The 18,893-nt window shown below is 57.2% G+C and carries 17 protein-coding genes and 1 pseudogene; 7 read left to right on the top strand and 11 right to left on the bottom strand.

Features of this window, described 5'->3' with window-relative positions; translation table 11 throughout:
* Nucleotides 1-3 precede the first annotated feature (3 nt).
* A complete protein-coding gene (locus tag DTA24_RS17335) occupies nt 4-486 on the bottom strand; it encodes a glutathione peroxidase (protein WP_043875482.1) in 483 nt (160 codons plus the stop codon).
* A 158-nt stretch (nt 487-644) separates the two neighbouring features.
* Between DTA24_RS17335 and DTA24_RS17330 the strand changes: the two genes are divergently transcribed.
* On the top strand, nt 645-1,208 hold the full coding sequence (locus tag DTA24_RS17330; RefSeq protein WP_038422361.1) for a hypothetical protein: 564 nt from the start codon (nt 645-647) through the stop codon (nt 1,206-1,208).
* A gap of 45 nt (nt 1,209-1,253) precedes the next feature.
* Here the strand turns inward: DTA24_RS17330 and DTA24_RS17325 are convergent, their stop codons facing one another.
* Nucleotides 1,254-2,537, bottom strand: a complete 1,284-nt coding sequence (locus DTA24_RS17325) for a YeaH/YhbH family protein (protein WP_012968476.1) — start codon at nt 2,535-2,537, stop codon at nt 1,254-1,256.
* Between the two features lie 85 nt (nt 2,538-2,622).
* The gene (yeaG, locus tag DTA24_RS17320) at nt 2,623-4,557 is read right to left on the bottom strand and encodes a protein kinase YeaG (protein ID WP_008807632.1); all 1,935 of its coding nucleotides are present in this window, start codon (nt 4,555-4,557) and stop codon (nt 2,623-2,625) included.
* 416 nt (nt 4,558-4,973) lie between these two features.
* Between yeaG and DTA24_RS17315 the strand changes: the two genes are divergently transcribed.
* Nucleotides 4,974-5,720, top strand: a complete 747-nt coding sequence (locus DTA24_RS17315) for a MipA/OmpV family protein (RefSeq protein WP_008807631.1) — start codon at nt 4,974-4,976, stop codon at nt 5,718-5,720.
* A 94-nt stretch (nt 5,721-5,814) separates the two neighbouring features.
* The gene (locus DTA24_RS17310; protein ID WP_369815303.1) at nt 5,815-6,666 is read left to right on the top strand and encodes an aldo/keto reductase; all 852 of its coding nucleotides are present in this window, start codon (nt 5,815-5,817) and stop codon (nt 6,664-6,666) included.
* Between the two features lie 55 nt (nt 6,667-6,721).
* On the opposite strand, the gene DTA24_RS17305 is transcribed toward DTA24_RS17310, so the two are convergent.
* Both DTA24_RS17305 and gapA read right to left on the bottom strand, forming a co-directional pair.
* Entirely contained in the window at nt 6,722-7,606 is an 885-nt protein-coding gene (locus DTA24_RS17305) for a D-hexose-6-phosphate mutarotase (RefSeq protein WP_008807629.1), read from the bottom strand.
* Nucleotides 7,607-7,680: 74 nt separating this feature from the next.
* Nucleotides 7,681-8,676: a glyceraldehyde-3-phosphate dehydrogenase gene (gene gapA, locus DTA24_RS17300; RefSeq protein WP_008807628.1), complete on the bottom strand. Its 996-nt coding sequence runs from the start codon at nt 8,674-8,676 to the stop codon at nt 7,681-7,683.
* Nucleotides 8,677-9,013: 337 nt separating this feature from the next.
* On the opposite strand from gapA, the gene msrB reads away from it, so the two are divergent.
* Both msrB and DTA24_RS17290 read left to right on the top strand, forming a co-directional pair.
* Nucleotides 9,014-9,427 (top strand): peptide-methionine (R)-S-oxide reductase MsrB, encoded by a 414-nt coding sequence (msrB, locus tag DTA24_RS17295; RefSeq protein ID WP_008807627.1) that lies wholly within the window; start codon nt 9,014-9,016, stop codon nt 9,425-9,427.
* Between the two features lie 43 nt (nt 9,428-9,470).
* Nucleotides 9,471-9,749: a YeaC family protein gene (locus tag DTA24_RS17290; protein ID WP_012542095.1), complete on the top strand. Its 279-nt coding sequence runs from the start codon at nt 9,471-9,473 to the stop codon at nt 9,747-9,749.
* Between the two features lie 96 nt (nt 9,750-9,845).
* On the opposite strand, the gene yajD is transcribed toward DTA24_RS17290, so the two are convergent.
* The 5 genes from yajD to sppA form a co-directional block, all read right to left on the bottom strand.
* Complete coding sequence (gene yajD, locus DTA24_RS17285) at nt 9,846-10,190, bottom strand: HNH nuclease YajD (protein ID WP_002901254.1); 345 nt, start codon at nt 10,188-10,190, stop codon at nt 9,846-9,848.
* Nucleotides 10,191-10,337: 147 nt separating this feature from the next.
* Nucleotides 10,338-11,591, bottom strand: a complete 1,254-nt coding sequence (locus DTA24_RS17280) for a glycoside hydrolase family 18 protein (protein ID WP_032735322.1) — start codon at nt 11,589-11,591, stop codon at nt 10,338-10,340.
* A gap of 170 nt (nt 11,592-11,761) precedes the next feature.
* Nucleotides 11,762-12,403 (bottom strand): bifunctional nicotinamidase/pyrazinamidase, encoded by a 642-nt coding sequence (pncA, locus tag DTA24_RS17275; RefSeq protein WP_023339980.1) that lies wholly within the window; start codon nt 12,401-12,403, stop codon nt 11,762-11,764.
* 9 nt (nt 12,404-12,412) lie between these two features.
* Nucleotides 12,413-13,432, bottom strand: coding sequence for an asparaginase (gene ansA / locus DTA24_RS17270; protein WP_008807624.1), 1,020 nt, complete (start codon nt 13,430-13,432; stop codon nt 12,413-12,415).
* Between the two features lie 138 nt (nt 13,433-13,570).
* Nucleotides 13,571-15,424: a signal peptide peptidase SppA gene (sppA, locus tag DTA24_RS17265; RefSeq protein WP_046622221.1), complete on the bottom strand. Its 1,854-nt coding sequence runs from the start codon at nt 15,422-15,424 to the stop codon at nt 13,571-13,573.
* A 165-nt stretch (nt 15,425-15,589) separates the two neighbouring features.
* Here sppA and DTA24_RS17260 point away from each other — a divergent pair, with 165 nt between their 5' ends.
* Nucleotides 15,590-16,141: an NAD(P)H nitroreductase gene (locus tag DTA24_RS17260; protein ID WP_022065511.1), complete on the top strand. Its 552-nt coding sequence runs from the start codon at nt 15,590-15,592 to the stop codon at nt 16,139-16,141.
* Nucleotides 16,142-16,877: 736 nt separating this feature from the next.
* Here DTA24_RS17260 and phoC read toward each other — a convergent pair.
* Nucleotides 16,878-17,623, bottom strand: a pseudogene (gene phoC / locus DTA24_RS17250) (acid phosphatase PhoC).
* Nucleotides 17,624-17,848: 225 nt separating this feature from the next.
* Here phoC and selD point away from each other — a divergent pair.
* A complete protein-coding gene (gene selD / locus DTA24_RS17245; protein WP_012542093.1) occupies nt 17,849-18,892 on the top strand; it encodes a selenide, water dikinase SelD in 1,044 nt (347 codons plus the stop codon).
* Nucleotide 18,893: the final 1 nt, after the last annotated feature.

The raw sequence follows: 18,893 nt of genomic DNA, 5'->3' as shown, positions 1-18,893 counted from the left end.
CACTCAGCGCGTGAGGGCCGCGACAATGGAGGCTTCCATTTTCTCCGGCGTCGTCAACGGCGCAAAACGCGCGAGGGGTGTGCCGTCGCGAGCGATGAGGAACTTGGTGAAATTCCACTTGATCCGTCCGCCGAGCACGCCGGGCAACGCTTGTTTCAGATAACGAAACAGCGGGTGTGCGGCGGGGCCGTTGACGTCCACTTTCTCAAACATCGGGAAGCTCACGCCGTAGTTAACGTGACAGGTCTGCTCGATTTCATCCGCACCGCCGGGTTCCTGCTTACCAAACTGGTTGCACGGGAAACCAAGCACTACCAGCCCCTGAGCCGCGTACTTTTTGTAGAGCGATTCCAGGCCAGCGTATTGCGGTGTGAAGCCACAATGGCTGGCCGTATTCACCACCAGAACCACCTTGCCAGCATAGTCAGCCATGGAGAGGGGCTGGCCGCGCAGGCGGGTAGCCGTCAATTGATAAAAAGGGGTCATAGCAGGCTCCTGAGAGTAGAAACAGTTCAACGCTGACGATCGCGCGAATGTTTGAAGCAGATTAGGCAGTTATGATACACAGGGTTAGGGATTTGTACCTGGAGTGTTAAAAAAACGCCAGATGTCATAGAGAAAATCGCAAACAGGAACGGCTGAAAATGATAAAATATGTCTTATCGCTGGTGGTGGTAGCGATACTCGCAGGATGTACCAGCACGCCAAACTTGCCGCCTCGGGATACCATTGTGGCGATGAAACCCACAGAGTCCGGTATTGTCGCCAGCTCAGCGAAATACAGTTACCGCTTTGTCCGTGACGGTGTGCCTCAGGAATATCAGCGTTATAAGACCTTTTATGAACGCTTTCATCAACAGGCTTCCGGCGTGCGGGTTAACTTTGTCGTGGAACAACATGAGGTGACGGCGGAATATCTGGTGGTGATGGATCAGCGCAAACTGGATGCCGGGCAGCATAGCGAGCTGGTGAATCAGTATCATGCGGTGCAAATTGATAACGATCGCCTCGGGGTGTTGTTTAAAGCGACAGGATTTTGGACTGCATCGGACGCGTCAGATCTGGCCGCCGCCTACCAGTTAGCGCACCCCGTTGTGGTATCAATCAATGATAAGACCAAAACGATTAGCTCGCTTGGCGCCGTCGCCATGGCCCCGTTGTTTCCATTTTACATGATGTATGGATGTGCCATCGGGCCTTGTGTCTGAGGAAAACAGCCAGCAAGTCACTCGACTCACTGGCTGAGTATTTAATTAAGCTTCACTTTTAGATGACTGCTTGTGAAACAGTTCGCGGAATACCGGGTAGATATCTTCCTGGTCGCGGATATGCTGCATGGCGAAATTATCAAAGGTCGCCTGCAGATGTTCATACTCGCGCCACAGGGTTTGATGCGCCCGGCGGGTAATTTCGATGTAGCTGTAATAACGCACCACCGGCAGAATTTTCTTCGCCAGCAGTTCGTGGCACAGCGGGGAGTCATCGGCCCAGTTGTCGCCATCCGACGCCTGGGCGGCGTAGATATTCCACTGCGCCGGGTCATAACGGGCCTGCACCACTTCATCCATCAGCTTCAGGGCGCTGGAGACGATGGTGCCGCCGGTTTCCTGAGAATAGAAGAATTCGTGTTCATCCACCTCTTTTGCCTGGGTATGGTGGCGGATATAGACCACATCGACGTTTTTATAGGTCCGGCTGAGGAACAGATACAGCAGGATATAAAAGCGCTTGGCCATGTCTTTGGTGGCCTGGTCCATCGAGCCTGAGACGTCCATCAGGCAGAACATCACTGCCTGGCTGGAGGGCTCCGGCCGTTTTTCGTAATTTTTGTAGCGCAAGTCAAAGGTGTCGATAAACGGCACCCGTTCAATTTTGGCGCGCAGCTCAGCAATCTCTTTGCGCAGGCGCTCCTCCTCCAGCAGCTGCACCGGTTCGCTGCGGCTGATGGTCTCCAGATCCTCCTCCAGGGCGCGCAGTTCACGGCGCTTGCCAGCGGTCATCGCCGTACGGCGGGCCAGCGAGTTCTGCAGCGAACGCACTACGCTGATGTTGGCTGGCACCCCATTCGAGGTAAAGCCCGCGCGATGGGTTTTAAACTCATTCAGCTGCCGGTGCTGATTCTTCTTCAGGTTCGGCAGGGCGAGATCTTCAAATAACAGATCCAGGTACTCATCTTTCGAAATCTGGAAGACAAACTCATCCTTCCCTTCGCCGTCGGCGCTGGCTTGCCCCTGACCGCCGCCACCGCCGCCGCCACCGCCCTGCGGGCGCTCAATCCGGTCGTTTTGCACAAAATGATCGTTGCCCGGGTGGACGCGGTTGCGCAGGCCGCCGCGCCCCTGATGAAACATCGGCTCGTTGATATCGTCCGTCGGGATCGAGACGGATTCTCCGCTCTCAATATCGGTGACCGAGCGCTTGTTGATAGCCTCGGAAATCGACTGTTTAATCTGCGCCTTATAACGGCGCAAAAAGCGCTGGCGATTGACGGCGCTTTTGTTTTTCCCGTTCAGGCGTCGGTCTATGAACCAGGTCATATGCCCTCCTGTACTGCATTAGCCAACTTTGCTTATCATCATTCAGCTGCAGTTGACCCGGCGGCGTGCCGCCGGGCTTGACGCATCAGGACGATTTACGAACCCGCAGGTACCACTCGCAGAGCAGGCGAACCTGTTTGCGGGTGTAGCCTTTTTCCATCATGCGGTCGACAAAGTCGTCGTGTTTTTTCTGCTCATCGGTTGATGTTTTGGCATTAAACGAAATGACCGGCAACAGCTCCTCGGTATTAGAGAACATTTTCTTCTCGATAACCGTGCGCAGTTTCTCGTAGCTGGTCCAGTTCGGATTACGTCCGCTGTTGTTGGCTCTGGCGCGCAGCACAAAGTTGACGATTTCGTTACGGAAGTCTTTCGGGTTGCTGATCCCGGCCGGCTTCTCAATTTTCTCCAGCTCAGCATTCAACGACTCACGGTCAAACAGCTGACCGGTGTCCGGATCGCGATACTCCTGATCCTGGATCCAGAAGTCGGCGTAGGTGACATAGCGATCGAAAATGTTCTGCCCGTACTCGGAGTAGGATTCCAGATAAGCGGTCTGGATCTCTTTGCCGATAAACTCGGCGTATTTCGGGATCAGATAGCCTTTGAGGAACTCCAGGTAGCGCTCGGCGTTCTCCTGCGGGAACTGTTCGCGCTCAATCTGCTGCTCCAGGACATAGAACAGATGCACCGGGTTGGCGGCCACCTCGACATGGTCGAAGTTAAACACCCGTGACAGGATCTTAAAGGCAAAGCGGGTGGAGAGCCCGTTCATCCCTTCATCCACCCCGGCGTAATCGCGATACTCCTGATAGGATTTCGCTTTCGGGTCGGTATCTTTCAGGCTTTCGCCATCATAGACCCGCATTTTCGAGTAGATGCTTGAGTTTTCCGGCTCTTTCAGACGCGACAGAATCGAGAAGCGCGCCAGCGTTTCCAGGGTGCCCGGGGCGCACGGCGCGTGGGTCAGCTCGCTGCTGTTGAGCAATTTTTCATAGATGCGGATCTCTTCGGAGATACGCAGGCAATAAGGCACCTTGACGATATAGACGCGGTCGAGGAAGGCCTCATTGTTCTTGTTATTACGGAAGGTCACCCATTCCGATTCGTTGGAGTGGGCGAGGATTATCCCGTTAAACGGCAGGGCAGAGATCCCTTCGGTCCCGTTGTAGTTCCCTTCCTGGGTGGCGGTCAGCAGCGGATGTAGCACCTTAATCGGCGCTTTAAACATCTCGACGAATTCCATAATCCCCTGGTTGGCACGGCACAACGCACCGGAGTAGCCATAAGCGTCCGGGTCGTTTTGCGCATAGTGTTCCAGTTTACGGATATCCACTTTACCGACCAGCGCCGAAATATCCTGGTTGTTTTCATCACCGGGTTCGGTTTTGGCGATGGCGACCTGCTCAAGAATCGATGGCCAGACTTTGACCACGCGGAATTTAGTAATATCGCCGCCAAACTCGTGCAGGCGCTTGGCCGCCCACGGCGACATGATGGTGCCGAGGTAGCGGGTGGGCACGCCATACTCTTTCTGAAGGATCTGGGCATCCTCCTGCGGATTAAACAGGCACAGCGGGTGATCGTTGACCGGGCTACGCTCGCCGTTGGCGCTCAGCACATAGATGGGCACGCGCTGCATCAACGCTTTCAGCCGTTCAGCCAGCGACGATTTACCACCGCCCACCGGCCCCAGCAGATAGAGGATCTGTTTCTTCTCTTCCAGCCCCTGGGCGGCATGCTTGAGATAGGAAACGATCTGCTCAATGGCGTCTTCCATACCGTAAAACTCTTCAAAGGCCGGATAGCGTGCGATGACCCGGTTTGAAAAGAGACGGGATAGCCGCGGCTCGAGAGCCGTATCAACCATGACGGGTTCACCAATGGCCATCAACAGACGTTCTGCCGCATTGGCATAGGCACTGCGATCTTGCCGGCAGATGGTAAGAAACTCCTGCAGTGTGAACTCTTCGTCCTTGGCAGCTTCATAGCGCTGGCGATAGTGATCGAATATATTCATGGCATGCCGTCCTTTCGTTTTTTAGCACAGGTTGAGAGCCGTTCATATGAGTAGTGGGGGCCCCCGGAAGACATAAGCTGAACGTCGCTCTCCAGATATCCAGCAACCCTTATGCCAGGTTGCGGGTGGAGTAGCGTGAATGTGCCCTGCAATTACACCTTCTAAATTTAAGCGTAGATGCATTTAGAAATCTTGCATGCCGCAGAAAATCAATTTCAATGACATATCAATAACTCATCCTGAAAATGACGCTTTTTGACACGCCAGGACGCGAAGCTGTCACCGGGCTGTCACCTCATGGTAAGAGAAGGGTGGGAAAGTGAACGATTTGTGTCATGTCGGGTAAAGAATTTGAGGCATGAGGTCTACGACGGTAAACTGCACGGGCTGATAATTTGACAACGGGAATATGGATTGTGACTAAAATCAAACTTCTGGCACTCGGCGTGCTGATTGCGACGTCCGCCAGCGCGGCGCATGCCGACGGGAAGTTCACTCTTGGGGCTGGCGTAGGCATCGTCGAACATCCGTATAAGCAATATGATGCGGATGTCTACCCGGTGCCGGTCATTAGTTATGAGAGCGATAACTTCTGGTTCCACGGTCTGGGCGGGGGCTACTACCTGTGGAACGACACCAACGATAAGCTGTCAATAACGGCCTACTGGTCGCCGATGTACTTCAAGCCGGGCGACAGCGACAGCGCGCAAATGCGTCAACTGGATAAACGTAAATCGACCGTGATGGCCGGTCTGTCTTATGTCCACAACACGCCCTATGGTTTCCTGCGCACGACGATTGCAGGCGATACGCTGGATAACAGTAATGGTATCAACTGGGATCTCGCCTGGCTGTACCGCTACACCAATGGTAACCTGACGCTGACGCCGGGCATTGGCGTGGAGTGGAACAGCGACAATCAGAACGAATACTACTATGGTGTCTCGCAGCATGAGTCCCGTCGCAGCGGCATGCGCAGCTACGATCCGGACAGCAGCTGGAACCCGTATCTGGAGCTGTCGGCTAACTATCGCTTCCTCGGCGACTGGAGCGTATACGGCATTGCACGCTATACCCGTCTGTCGGATGAAATTACCGACAGCCCGATGGTGGACAAATCCTGGAGCGGCCTGATCTCAACCGGGATTACCTACACCTTCTGATTGTGCATCATTACAGTGCGCTTTATGCGTCAAAACAGGGCTTCACGCCCTGTTTTGCTTTATGGTGGTGCAGAAAGCTAAAGAGGAGGAGACGGTGAAAAAAACAGTACGCTTTGGCGAGCAGGCGGCGGTTCCGGCCATCGGGCTGGGCACCTGGTATATGGGCGAAAACAGCGCCCAGCGTCCGCAGGAAGTGGCTGCACTGCGCGCGGGCATCGACCACGGACTGACGGTGATCGATACGGCGGAAATGTATGCCGACGGTGGGGCGGAAGAGGTCGTCGGGCAGGCGATCCGCGGCCTGCGCGATCGCGTGGTGCTGGTGTCCAAAGTCTATCCCTGGCACGCCGGCGGAACGGCGATGCGCCGCGCCTGTGAAAACAGCCTGCGCCGGCTGCAGACCGACTATCTCGATATGTATCTCCTGCACTGGCGCGGGGATATCCCGCTGCAGGAGACGGTCGAGGCGATGGAGAGGCTGGTGGCCGAGGGCAAGATCCGCCGCTGGGGCGTCTCTAATCTGGACACCGACGATATGCAGGCGCTGTGGCGGACGGCGGGTGGCGAACGCTGCGCGACCAACCAGGTGCTCTATCATCTCGCATCGCGGGGCATTGAATACGATCTCCTGCCCTGGTGCCAGCAGCACACTCTGCCGGTGATGGCCTACTGCCCGCTGGCGCAGGCGGGGCGCTTACGCGATGGACTTTTTCAGCATACCGATATCATTAATATGGCTAACGCGCGGGGGGTGACAGTCGCGCAGCTGCTGCTCGCCTGGGTGATTCGTCATCCGGGAGTGCTGGCGATCCCGAAAGCGGCCAGTATTGAGCATGTGGTGCAGAATGCTGCCGCGCTCGATATCGTCCTCAGTGCGGAAGAGCTCGCGCAGCTGGATCGCCTCTATCCACCACCGCAGCGAAAAAACCGGCTGGATATGGTTTAATCAGCACCTCAGCCAGCGGAGAAAAAAGCCCCGTCGGGAACGGGGCTTTTTGCTGTTAGCGTTTTTTCAGGCTGATGGTCTGCGCCAGGCGAGAGGGGGTCTCTTCGCTGGCTTTCTGCGGCTGGGTCACGCAACAGGTTTCGACGCAAACGAAGGTTTTGTAACCATCGTCCGGCATGTCGCCCATGCTGACGGACAGCGCCGGGCCCGGGTTCCAGGCCACCACGTTGTGCTGATGATGGTGCACGACGTCGATAGTGCGGTTAAGCGCATCGTCATGGATCACGCTGCAGCTGTCGGCGTTGAGGTAGACGCGGTCGGTGCGGTCCGGGAAGGTCTGCACGCCGTTGCTCAGGACGCCTTCTTCGGCATTCTTCACTTTATCGATATAGCGCTCGCCAAGACCACTCACTTTCACCGCCGCGATATCGCCGACGTTGAAGTAGGTATGCAGGGCAGAGGTGGTCTCGAATTCACCGTGGGCTTCCAGCTCGATTTCACAGGTCTTGCCCAGCTTAAAGCGGGCATAGAGGGTGAATTCGTGCGGCCAGAGCTTCATGGTTTCGGCGCTGTGCTGGAGCGCAAAGGTCAACATGACGCCGCTGTCGTCTTCGTCATGACCTTCCAGGGTCCATGGCAGATTGCGGGCAAAGCCGTGCGACGGCAGACCCTGCTGCGCGGAAGGGCCAAACCAGGGCCAGCAAATCGGCACGCCGCCGCGCAGGGCGACGCCCTGTTTAAATGGGGTGTTGTTGCTCAGCCACAGGACTTCTTCTTCACCGGCGGGTTTCCAGGAGAGCAGGTGCGCTCCCTGCAGCGCCACAGAGGCTTTCACCTGCGGATGGTCGATGACAATCAGCTCCAGGTCGTCCAGCTGGCGACGGGAGATCACGGGAGAAATGGTTTCATTCACCGGGAGAGCAAAAATTTTATTTATCATTGTGCAATCCTATCTCTGCAGACAAAAAAAAGAGCGACCGAAGTCGCTCTTACAGATTACTTTTTCATCTCAACTTATTTGGAGATGTGAGCAATCAGGTCCAGAACTTTGTTGGAGTAGCCAGTTTCGTTGTCGTACCAGGAAACCAGTTTCACGAAGTTGTCGTTCAGTGCGATACCTGCTTTAGCATCGAACACGGAAGTGCAAACTTCGCCGTTGAAGTCGGTAGAAACAACGTCGTCTTCGGTGTAACCCAGAACGCCTTTCATTGCGCCTTCAGAAGCGGCTTTGATGGCTTTCTTGATTTCTTCGTAGGACGCTGCTTTTTCCAGACGAACGGTCAGGTCAACAACGGATACGTTCGGAGTCGGAACGCGGAACGCCATACCGGTCAGTTTGCCGTTCAGTTCTGGCAGTACTTTACCTACTGCTTTAGCAGCACCGGTAGAGGACGGGATGATGTTCTGAGCTGCGCCGCGGCCGCCGCGCCAGTCTTTGTGAGACGGGCCATCAACGGTTTTCTGAGTCGCGGTGGTCGCGTGGACGGTGGTCATCAGGCCTTCAACGATACCGAAGTTGTCGTTGATAACTTTAGCCAGCGGTGCCAGGCAGTTGGTGGTGCAGGAAGCGTTGGAAACGATGTCCTGGCCAGCGTAAGTTTCGAAGTTAGCGCCGCGAACGAACATCGGGGTGTTGTCTTTGGACGGGCCAGTCAGAACGACTTTTTTCGCGCCAGCGGTGATGTGTTTACGAGCGGTTTCGTCGGTCAGGAAGATACCGGTTGCTTCAGCAACAACGTCAACACCAACTTCGTCCCACTTCAGGTTAGCCGGGTCACGTTCAGCGGTAACACGGATTTTTTTACCGTTAACGACCAGATGACCGTCTTTCACTTCAACGGTACCGTCGAAACGACCGTGAGTGGAGTCATACTTCAGCATGTAAGCCATGTACTCTGCGTCTAACAGGTCGTTGATTGCAACGATCTCGATGTCAGAACGTTTCTGAGCAGCACGGAAAACAATGCGACCGATACGGCCAAAACCGTTGATACCTACTTTGATAGTCATATATTCCACCAGCTATTTGTTAGTGAATAAAAGGTTGCCTGTAAAATTACAAAAACCTTACGCAGCGTCAAGCGGAATCGTGTCAATCATTGCGACAAATCAATCCTGAGCACACCTTGCGCGATTGATTTGCCTCACTCTCCCTTTGAGCCCAATTCCATATGGGGGCTGCGCGCGGAATTTTAAAGGGCATTTAAGATAAAAACGTGATTTAAGTCACAATTATCTGGCTGCCTGTTGGCACCGCATAAGTTTAGAACAAAAGTGCACGCTTCATTGTTAATGTTTTGTTAGAATTGGAGCGAAAGTTGTCCATTGCAAAGCGAGATGTAAGCCCATGGCGAATAAACCCTCCCCGGAAGAGCTGAAAAACGGCTTAAGCGAAATGCAGTTTTACGTGACGCAGCATCACGGCACCGAACCGCCTTTCACCGGACGGCTGCTGCACAACAAGAAAAATGGCGTGTATCACTGCCTGGTGTGCGATGCGCCGCTGTTTAACTCCCAAACCAAATACGACTCCGGTTGCGGCTGGCCGAGCTTCTATGAGCCGGTGAGCGATGAGGCCATTCGCTATCTGACCGACAATTCGCACGGCATGCAGCGCATTGAAATCCGTTGTGGAAATTGTGACGCCCATCTCGGCCACGTGTTTCCGGATGGCCCACAGCCGACCGGCGAGCGCTATTGTGTGAATTCGGCGTCGCTGAGCTTCACTGATGAGCAGAATGGCGAGCAGATTAAGGGTTGAAGAAACGATTCAGCAAATTATTCCAAGCGGAGTGGAGCGGAAGATGGATATTGAGCAAATTATCGACAGTATGACGCCGGAAGTTTACCAGCGTCTGGCGACGGCGGTGGAGCTGGGAAAATGGCCGGATGGCGTGGCGCTGACGCCGGAGCAAAAGGAAAATAGCCTGCAGCTGGTGATGCTGTGGCAGGCCCGGTATAACACCGAAGCCCAGCACATGACCATCGACACTCGCGGGCAGATGGTGATGAAGAGTAAACAGCAGCTGAAGGAAGATTTCGGCATCGTGCCAAAGCCGATCGCCACCGTTAAGCTGCAATAAAGCGCCAGCCGGCGGCGCGTGGTTCCGGCGTCGGGGTCACCCCGCGCCGGACAGCATCAGCGTGAACGACCGCGCGCAGCGGCCAGATCGGCATGCTTACTTTTTGTTCATCATCGCTTTCAGATCGGCAAACGGGTTGTAGGTGGCCTCACCGACGCTCTTTTGCGCATCTTCGCCCGCCACCACCGTGGAGCCATACTGATCGGCTTCGGTGTACTTGGAATGTTCGTGATCGTGACAATACAGGCACAACATCTCCCAGTTACTCCCATCTTCCGGGTTATTGGAGTGGTCGTGATCGATGTGGTGCACCGTCAGCTCGCGCAGATTGGAGTAGACAAACTCCCGTGAGCAGCGTCCGCACACCCAGGGAAAAAGCTTGAGCGCCTTTTCGCGGTAACCCACTTCCAGACGCGCGTAATTTTTGGGGATATAGGCCATGGCCCCCTGCCTCCTGTCAAACGGTTAAGCTGCGCCAGCGCGTGGCGCAGCGGATAACTGGCATCATAACCTATCCCGGGCTGCGCGATATACCTGCATTGCAGGCGATGTTGTCTGCGTCACGCAGCCCGAGGGGAAGGGGCGTGACTAGTGTTTGATCCCCAGCGATTCCGCCAGCTGACGGGCCAGCTGATTCTGGTCATCGGCGCCATATTCCCAGAACATGGCCCCGGCGAGGCCCTTCGCCTTGATATAGTCCGCCTTAATGGCCACCGATCGCGGGTTCTCATACGACAGGGCGAACAGCGGCTTGCCCTCCGCGGACTGCACTGACAGCCACGGAACCTTCGCTTCATCGTCCCAGTGCTCGGTAAAACGTTTTTGCGGATCGTTGAGCAGTTTGCCCACGATATCGTTGTATTTTACGTAGGTGTCTTTGCTCAGGTCATAACCCAGTGAGGCAAACAGCGCGACCTCCTGTGGCCCAAAATAGGGCTGGGTGACCGGATTGTTTTGCGCATCCGCTTTCGTCCAGTCAATCCCCGGTTCAACTGCCCGTTTCGGTACCCGGCCATAAAAACCAATCCCGAGGTTCATCTGGCTGGGTTTAAGCCCGGCGGCCAGGTAATTGTTGACCACAAAATCGGCGCTGTATTTATCCGCCGCGGCGACCGTTGGCCAGTGGCTGGAGTCATACAGGTTCGAGTTGAAGTACTGCGTGCCGTAGGCCATGTCGTAGGTCATCAGGTTGATGTAGTCGAGCGATGGCGCAATCGCTTTAACGTCCACCCAACTTTTCGGACTTTCTGCGTTAGCCCCCACGGCAATAGTCACCAGTTTCCTGGTACCAAACGCTGCGCGCAGCTCTTTTAACAGCGCGGTAAAGTTATCGCGATCGGCCGGTTGACTGGCAACCAGCCCCCAGGCGCCGTTGACCGGAAACTCCCAGTCGAGGTCAATCCCATCCAGACCATATTTTTCAACAATTTCCTGCGCAGACTGAATAAACACCTTACGGGTTTCTTTGCTTGCCGCCGCGCCGGAGAAACCGCGCGCCCCCCAGCCGCCGACCGACAGCAGGACCTTGAGGTCCGGGTTCTGTTTACGCAGGGCCGGGAGCTTTTGCAGATCCGCCTGCACCTTCGGCGACAGCCAGATCTCGTGCAGATGAGCGGGATCCTTCAGGGCCGCATTAGTCTCGTCTTTTTCATCGTTATAGATAAGACCAAACGAGTAGTTGAGATGGGTGATCTGCCGGACGTCCAGCTTATCGATATCGCCGCCGGGCCCGGCAGTGACGTCGCCGCCGCCGTTAAAATAGCCGACGGACATCAGAGGTTGGGCAGAGAGCGTGGAAGCGCAAAGCAAGGGCAAGGCTGCCAGCAAGGGCAAACGTTTCATAGTGGTTCCTCTTTGACATAAAAAATAACCACGCCACGGAAATGGCGTGGCGAAAAAACAGCCTTGCCAGACTACCAGCAATAACCTGTTGAAACTGCGAGAGAGTTCAATTTATGGACGATAGCGAGGCGGCAGAAGAAGACCCGGCGCGAGGGCGCCGGGGGGAGGGATCAGGCCTGAGATTCCCGCCAGTCATCGAGGGTATACAGCGTGGCGCCCGCGGCGGCCATCTCCATAAACGCCTGGCTGCTGTCCTGCGGCTGCAGGTTAACGCCGCGACAGCCGTCGATGATGACATTGACCGTATAGCCCAGCGCCAGGGCATCCAGCACGGTGAATTTGACGCAGTAATCGGTGGCGAGGCCGAGCACGGTCAGTTCCACGATGCCCTGGCCGCGCAGCCAGCCGTCCAGTTCAGTTTTCTGCCGGTGACCGTTGTCAAAAAAAGCGCTGTAGCTGTCAATGACCCGGTTTTGCCCCTTATGGAACACGGCGTTGATCGCCTGCTGTTTGAGCAGCGGATGCAGCGCCGCGCCTTCGCTGTGCTGTACGCAGTGATCCGGCCAGAAGGTCTGCGCCAGGCCGTCGAGTTCGCCCTGGGTGTAGGGTTCCACCTGGTGCTGGCTGGCGAAGCTGCCATGATCCGCCGGGTGCCAGTCCTGGCTGGCGACGATGGGCTCGCCGCGCGCCAGGCTCCAGTCGATAAGCGCATTAGCCACCTCGACGGTACTGTCGCCTTCAGGAACCGCCAGCGCGCCGCCGGCGCAAAAGTCGTTCTGCAAATCAACCAGTAACAGCGCTCGATGTGCCATACGTCCTCCTTAAGCCTCGTCGGGGGTGAGTTCGCCACGCAGATTTTGCTGCATCGCCGCGCGAATGGCGTCAACATCCAGCTGCTGGCTAAGCAGATAGTGTAGCTTGGTCAGCGTCGCTTCCACCGTCATATCGAAACCACTGATGACCCCCGCCTGGGCGAGGGCGTTGCCGGTGGCATAGCCGCCCATGTTCACTTTCCCGGACATGCACTGCGTCAGATTGACCACCACAATACCGCGCTGGCTGGCTTCCGCCAGCACCTGAATAAACTCGCCATTCTGTGGGGCATTGCCGACGCCATAGGAGCGGAGGATCAGCGCTTTCACCGGCTGGCGCAGGAAATTGCGTACCACGTCGGCGGAGATGCCGGGGTAAATCGTCACCACGCCAATCGGCTGCGGGGTGATGGGGTGCACGATAAGCTCTCCGCGGCCCTGCGGCGCCGGCGGGGTACCGAGGCGGCGGATATGGATCCCGGCCTCCAGCAGCGGCGCAAGGTTTGGCGAGGCGAAGGCGTCGAAGCCGTCGGCGTGGGCTTTAGTGGTGCGGTTGCCGCGAAACAGTCGATTGTTGAAGAACAGCGCCACTTCGTTAATCGGATAGTTGGCGGCAACGTAGAGGGCGTTGAGCAGGTTAATCTGACCATCAGAACGCAGCTCGGCCAGTGGGATTTGCGACCCTGTCACAATGACCGGCTTGCCAAGGTTTTCCAGCATGAACGACAGCGCCGAAGCGGTAAACGCCATGGTGTCGGTACCATGGAGGATCACAAAGCCATCATACTCATCGTAATGGCTGCGGATATCGTCGGCGATGTGCTGCCAGTCCTCAGGGGTCATATCGGATGAATCCATCAGCGGATGGTATTCATGGATCGTGAAGTCCGGCATCTCCGGACGATGGAACTCAGGCATCAGTGCCAGCTGACGCTGCAGATGGCCGGAAACGGGGACATAGCCGTGTTCAGAGCGCTGCATACCGATGGTCCCACCGGTGTAGGCAACGTAAATCGATTTTTTTTGCATAGCATCGCTTAGGTTGGTCGTAGACAGGCGCAGTATAAAGAGACGCAGGAAAAAATACAGTGTCGGTCGCTGGCTTTGTGGCGGTGTTGGCAGGAGAGGGAAAAAGGCTGCCCCGGGAGACGGGGCAGCCGCTGCGTACTAACGGATGTTGGCGCAGGTCAGGCAAAAGGCATAGCGGTTCTGCGGGTCGTTAAACGCCGCCAGCTTGTCGCTCTCCGCTTTCACCGTCTCGGCCGCCGCGGCGACTGGTGCAGGCAGCCAGGCCTGAATGGCCGCCGGCAGCGAGGCGCGTACCGAGCCGGTCAGGCTATCCAGCACCATCGAGAAGAAGGTCGGCTCTTCCTGATAGTAGTTGAGGTGCCAGGTTTTCAGCTTCGCCAGCTCGGCGGCTTTAGCCACCGCATCGTCGAAGTCGCCGAGGCTGTCGACCAGGCCGTTGGCTTTGGCATCTTCCCCGGTCCAGACGTGTCCCTGGGCAATCTGGTCGATTTTCTCCGGCGTGCTCTTACGGGCGTTAGCCACCAGGGTGATAAAGCGCTGATAGCCATTCTCAATGCTCAACTGCATCAGCTGCTGCACTTCCGGCGGCAGCGCTTTGGTGCTGGAGACATCCGCCAGCGGCGACGTGGCGACGCCGTCGGTATGGACGCCAATCGACCCGAGGGTATTTTCCACGGTGTTGATTACGCCAAAGATGCCGATGGAGCCGGTGAGGGTGCTCGGGTTCGCGACGATGTAATCCGCTGGGGTGGAGATCCAGTAGCCGCCAGATGCAGCCATGCCGCCCATCGAGACCACTACCGGTTTACCGGCGGCTTTGGCTGCCGCCAGCTCTTCACGGATAATTTCTGAGGCGGTCACGCTACCGCCCGGGCTGTTAACGCGCAGAACGATGGCCTTAATTTTCGGGTCGAGGCGCGCATCGCGAATTTGCGCAGCCGTGGTATCGCCACCAACGTTGCCCGGGGTCTCCTCGCCATCCATGATGGCGCCGTTGGCAAAGATCACCGCAATGGCGGAACCTTCGTCAGACGGTGTCTTCACGTTGTAGTCGTAATAGCTGATCGCCCGGTAATTGTTATCCGTTTTGCTCCAGCCAAACTGTTTGCTCAGCGCCTTTTCCACTTCCGTGGAGGTCGCCAGCTCATCCACCAGCTTATTGTCCAGCGCATATTTTGCCGTATCGCCGCCCACTTTACGCAGGCCATCGATAATGCCCTGGGCGCCCGGGAATAGCTGCTGGGCGGTGATCTGGCGGTTGGCGGCAATGGTGTTGAGGTAGTTCTGCCACAGTTCGCCAATCCAGCGGCTGTCCGCCTCGCGGGCGGCAGGGGACATATCATCGCGAATGAAAGGCTCGACGGCGGATTTATAGGTGCCGACGCGGAAGACATGGGTGGAGACCTTCAGCTTATCCAGCAGTGATTTGTAGTACAGCCCATTGGTGGCGAAGCCGTGCAGGTCAACCTCGCCCTGTGGTGAGAGCCAGATTTTGTTGGCAAAGCTCGCCAGGTAGTACTGGCCCTGGCTGTAGCTGCTGCCGACGGCATAGACCGGTTTGCCGCTGTCGCGGAACTCACGCAGCGCTTTACCGATGTACTGCATGGACGGCTGATCGCCGCCAACGAAGTTTTTCAGATCCAGCACAATACCGGTGATATTGCGGTCATCTTTCGCCTGGCGAATGGTCTGCACGATATCGAACAGAGAGTTCTCCTGCAGACGGTCCGAGCTGGCGCCAAACAGCTGGCGGCCAATTACGCCGAGCTTGCTGCTGGCGGAAGGTTTATCCACCACCACGCCGGTAATATCCAGCAACAGCGCGCCGCGCGCGGCATGTTCGCTGGTAGTGGTGCTGAACTGGCTCCAGATACCGATACACACCAGCACCAGCACCAGGAAGATCGCATTCAGAGCCAGTTTGCGAATAAAGTTGAGTATCCGCCACGTCCATTTAAAAAAGCTGGCAATCAGTCGCCAAAGGGTTCGCATGTCTTCTCCCTAACGTTATCTAAAAAGGGCAGGCCGCAGGGGCCGCCGCGTCTGGCTATCCTAAAGAGTGAGCCGTCGGTTGTCAGCAGGAATCACCGACCACGCTGTAACAAAATCCTTGTGCATGTTAATTTTATGAAAAATGACATCACAGGAGTTATACAGATGGATGCTCTCGATCTACTGCTTAATCGCCGGAGCGCTTCTCGCCTGGCGGAACCTGCCCCGGCTGGCGAACAGCTGGAAAACATTCTGCGCGCCGGACTGCGCGCCCCGGATCATGGCACCCTGCAGCCGTGGCGCTTTTTTATTATCGCCGATGACGGCCGCGAGCGCTTCAGCCAGCTGCTGGAAAAAGGGGCCACAGAGGCCGGCCAGGATGAGAAGGGAATAGAGAAAGCCCGCAATGCGCCGTTCCGCGCGCCGCTGATCATTACAGTGGTCGCGCACTGTGAAGACCACCCGAAGGTGCCGCGCTGGGAGCAGGAGATGTCCGCTGGCTGCGCGGTGATGGCGATGCAGATGGCGGCCCTGGCCCAGGGATTCAATGGCATCTGGCGCAGCGGAGCATTGACCGAGAGCCCGGTGGTGCGGGCCGGCTTCGCGTGCCGCGAGCAGGATAAAATTGTCGGCTTCCTCTATCTGGGGACGCCGCAGCTAAAAGCCTCAACCACCATTGCCCTGCCGGATACCGCGCCGTTTGTGACGCGCTTCTGAGTCGGTGCTTGTGATGCCGGGTGGCGGCTGGCGCCTTACCCGGCCAACGCATCCGGCTCTGACTGTCTGTAGGCCCGCGCAAGCGCAGCGCCGCCGGGCAAGGACAGCGGGCACGGAGCCGATTTTGTGCCGGGTGGCGGCTCGCGCCTGACCCGGCCTACGTTCGTACGACCTGTCGTTAATTTATTTACCATTGTTGCTGAAACTGCCGGTGCTGACGGCCTCAACATCGCTGAGACGTTCCCGGCAGGCCGGGGCAGCCCGCATGGATGCGGGCTGAGGGCCGTGTTTTGCAGGGACGCTGCCTCGGCCCGACCCGAAGCCTGCAGGGATAAGTCGAAGGCACCACGCAGTGGCGATGTTGCTGGCCGGAGCCCGGGGGTACAGGGGGCGGCGGCGACTGGCCGCCCCCTGTGCGCTCCCGGCGCCATGAGTGACATAACGCAGACGATTAACCGGGAGCGCAAACTACGCTGAAGCCACAGATAACATAAACAACCACACTGCAGTGCTTCCCCTCACCCTGGCCCTCTCCCGGAGGGAGAGGGAACCGTCCGGCTGGCCGCGCAAGCGCAGCGCCGCCGGGCGATGGCAGCAGGCTCGGAGCCGCATCTATGCCGGGTGGCAGCTCGCGCCTGACCCGGCCTACAACCCCTACCATTCGAATCAATCGCGGTTTTTGTAGCCCGGACAAGGCGCGCCAGGCGCCGCATCCGGGAGTTCAACGGCGATGACGTTACTTCTGCGTTTTGGCGAATTCGTCTTTGGCTTTCTGCAACTGCTGCTGGAAGGCCGGGTTGGTGTGCAGCGTAGCGACCACCGCGGAGCCGACGATGCGCGCCGCATCGACATCGCTCTGCCAGTGATAGCCGCAGATCACCCGGCTCTCGCCGAGCTCATAGCCGCGCTTCAAAATTTCATTTTGCCGCTGCGGGTTGATCTCCGCCAGCACCAGGGCGGTGGCCCAGCCGATAGAGGTATGCCCGGACGGGTAAGAGCCGTTTTTCGACAGCTTGTCCTGCTCGGTGGTGTTGCAGGTGGAGACGCCATAGAACGCAAACGGGCGAATGCGCATGTATTTCTCTTTCGCGCCGCGGGTCGCCAGATCGCCGGCGTCTTCAATCATATTGGTCAGCAGTTTGTGGAGCTGAGGCGCGTCTTTCTCGGTGATTGGGGAACCAAAGGCGCTGGAGAAGGCATTGGCCACGCCGCCCGCGCTGAGGTTGGCATCTTCTGCCGCCAGCTTCCCGCGCTCGGTATTGCGCAGCAGACGCCCCTGCTCATACATCGCCTGATCGTTTAAGAACGCGATACTGCCCACCGCCGGCGGCGGCGGCAACAGCGCCAGGCTGTCGATGGCCTGGGCATTGGTCAGATAGTAGAGATCGGGCTTGGTGGTGACATCGTTCCCGGGGGGAACCAGAGCAAAGGCGTTAACGGAGAAGAAACTGGCAGGCAAAGGGCAAGAACACGCTTTTTCATTAGAATTTCCTTACGTCATAATCATTCCAGAGAAGACAGTCCTGTGTTGTCACATTTCTGTCATCTTTAAGTAAAAGTGAAAATGGTCGGGAAAAAATTGCCGTGTCTCGCAAAAACGGCTTTTTGTCTGCTTAATGAGCAACCATACGCGATTTCAGACTGTCGTACTTACCACCCTGGCGTTTGGGCGCTAACATAGCGGGATTGCAATGACAGGAGATGTCCATGAGCGAGCAAGCCATTCGTTTAACGCAATACAGCCACGGAGCCGGTTGTGGTTGTAAAATTTCCCCGAAGGTGCTGGAAACCATCCTGCATAGCGAGCAGGCGAAGTTTGTCGATCCGAACCTGCTTGTCGGCAACGAAACCAGCGACGATGCCGCCGTCTATGATCTTGGTAACGGCACGTCAATCGTTAGCACCACCGATTTCTTTATGCCGATTGTCGATAATCCGTTCGACTTTGGCCGCATCGCCGCCACCAACGCCATCAGCGATATTTTCGCCATGGGCGGGAAACCGATTATGGCGATTGCCATCCTTGGCTGGCCGATCAACACCCTGGCGCCGGAAATTGCCCGTGAAGTGGTGGAGGGCGGGCGCTTTGCCTGCCAGCAGGCCGGGATCGCGCTGGCAGGCGGCCATTCCATTGACGCTCCGGAGCCGATCTTCGGTCTGGCGGTCACCGGCGTGGTGCCCACCGAGCGCATCAAGAAAAACAGCACTGCGCAGGCGGGCTGCAAACTGTATCTCACCAAACCGCTGGGGATCGGTGTGCTGACCACCGCGGAGAAAAAATCGCTGCTCAAGCCAGAGCATCAGGGACTGGCGACGGAAACCATGTGCCAGATGAACCTCGCCGGCGCCGCGTTTGCCGCCATCGACGGAGTGAAGGCGATGACCGACGTCACCGGCTTTGGCCTGCTCGGCCATCTCAGCGAGGTGTGCCGCGGGGCCGGCGTGCAGGCGCAGCTGCGCTATGCCGATATCCCAAAACTGCCGGGGGTGGAAGGCTATATTGCCGCCGGCGCGGTGCCGGGCGGCACCGGGCGCAACTTTGCCAGCTACGGCCATCTGATGGGCGAGATGCCGGCGGAGTGGCGGGACCTGCTGTGCGATCCGCAGACCTCCGGTGGCCTGCTGCTGGCGGTGACTCCGGAAGCGGAAGCCGAAGTCCAGGCCGCTGCGGCGGAGTTCGGCATTAAGCTGGCCGCCATCGGCGAGCTGGTCACCGCCCGCGGCGGACGACCCATGATCGAGATCCGTTGAT

It is taken from the genome of Klebsiella sp. P1CD1 (genome assembly GCF_003790505.1).
GTDB classification, from domain to species: domain Bacteria; phylum Pseudomonadota; class Gammaproteobacteria; order Enterobacterales; family Enterobacteriaceae; genus Klebsiella; species Klebsiella variicola.
Note: the sequence above shows the minus strand (reverse complement) of the source record. Positions and strands in the feature narration are given on the sequence as shown.

What these genes read in the sequence shown, in the direction of transcription:
- DTA24_RS17335 (WP_043875482.1), bottom strand. Translation starts at nt 486, where the DNA reads ATGACCCCTTTTTATCAATTGACGGCTACCCGCCTGCGCGGCCAGCCC.
- DTA24_RS17330 (WP_038422361.1), top strand. Translation starts at nt 645, where the DNA reads ATGATAAAATATGTCTTATCGCTGGTGGTGGTAGCGATACTCGCAGGA.
- DTA24_RS17325 (WP_012968476.1), bottom strand. Translation starts at nt 2,537, where the DNA reads ATGACCTGGTTCATAGACCGACGCCTGAACGGGAAAAACAAAAGCGCC.
- yeaG (WP_008807632.1), bottom strand. Translation starts at nt 4,557, where the DNA reads ATGAATATATTCGATCACTATCGCCAGCGCTATGAAGCTGCCAAGGAC.
- DTA24_RS17305 (WP_008807629.1), bottom strand. Translation starts at nt 7,606, where the DNA reads ATGATAAATAAAATTTTTGCTCTCCCGGTGAATGAAACCATTTCTCCC.
- gapA (WP_008807628.1), bottom strand. Translation starts at nt 8,676, where the DNA reads ATGACTATCAAAGTAGGTATCAACGGTTTTGGCCGTATCGGTCGCATT.
- msrB (WP_008807627.1), top strand. Translation starts at nt 9,014, where the DNA reads ATGGCGAATAAACCCTCCCCGGAAGAGCTGAAAAACGGCTTAAGCGAA.
- DTA24_RS17290 (WP_012542095.1), top strand. Translation starts at nt 9,471, where the DNA reads ATGGATATTGAGCAAATTATCGACAGTATGACGCCGGAAGTTTACCAG.
- yajD (WP_002901254.1), bottom strand. Translation starts at nt 10,190, where the DNA reads ATGGCCTATATCCCCAAAAATTACGCGCGTCTGGAAGTGGGTTACCGC.
- DTA24_RS17280 (WP_032735322.1), bottom strand. Translation starts at nt 11,591, where the DNA reads ATGAAACGTTTGCCCTTGCTGGCAGCCTTGCCCTTGCTTTGCGCTTCC.
- pncA (WP_023339980.1), bottom strand. Translation starts at nt 12,403, where the DNA reads ATGGCACATCGAGCGCTGTTACTGGTTGATTTGCAGAACGACTTTTGC.
- ansA (WP_008807624.1), bottom strand. Translation starts at nt 13,432, where the DNA reads ATGCAAAAAAAATCGATTTACGTTGCCTACACCGGTGGGACCATCGGT.
- sppA (WP_046622221.1), bottom strand. Translation starts at nt 15,424, where the DNA reads ATGCGAACCCTTTGGCGACTGATTGCCAGCTTTTTTAAATGGACGTGG.
- DTA24_RS17260 (WP_022065511.1), top strand. Translation starts at nt 15,590, where the DNA reads ATGGATGCTCTCGATCTACTGCTTAATCGCCGGAGCGCTTCTCGCCTG.
- selD (WP_012542093.1), top strand. Translation starts at nt 17,849, where the DNA reads ATGAGCGAGCAAGCCATTCGTTTAACGCAATACAGCCACGGAGCCGGT.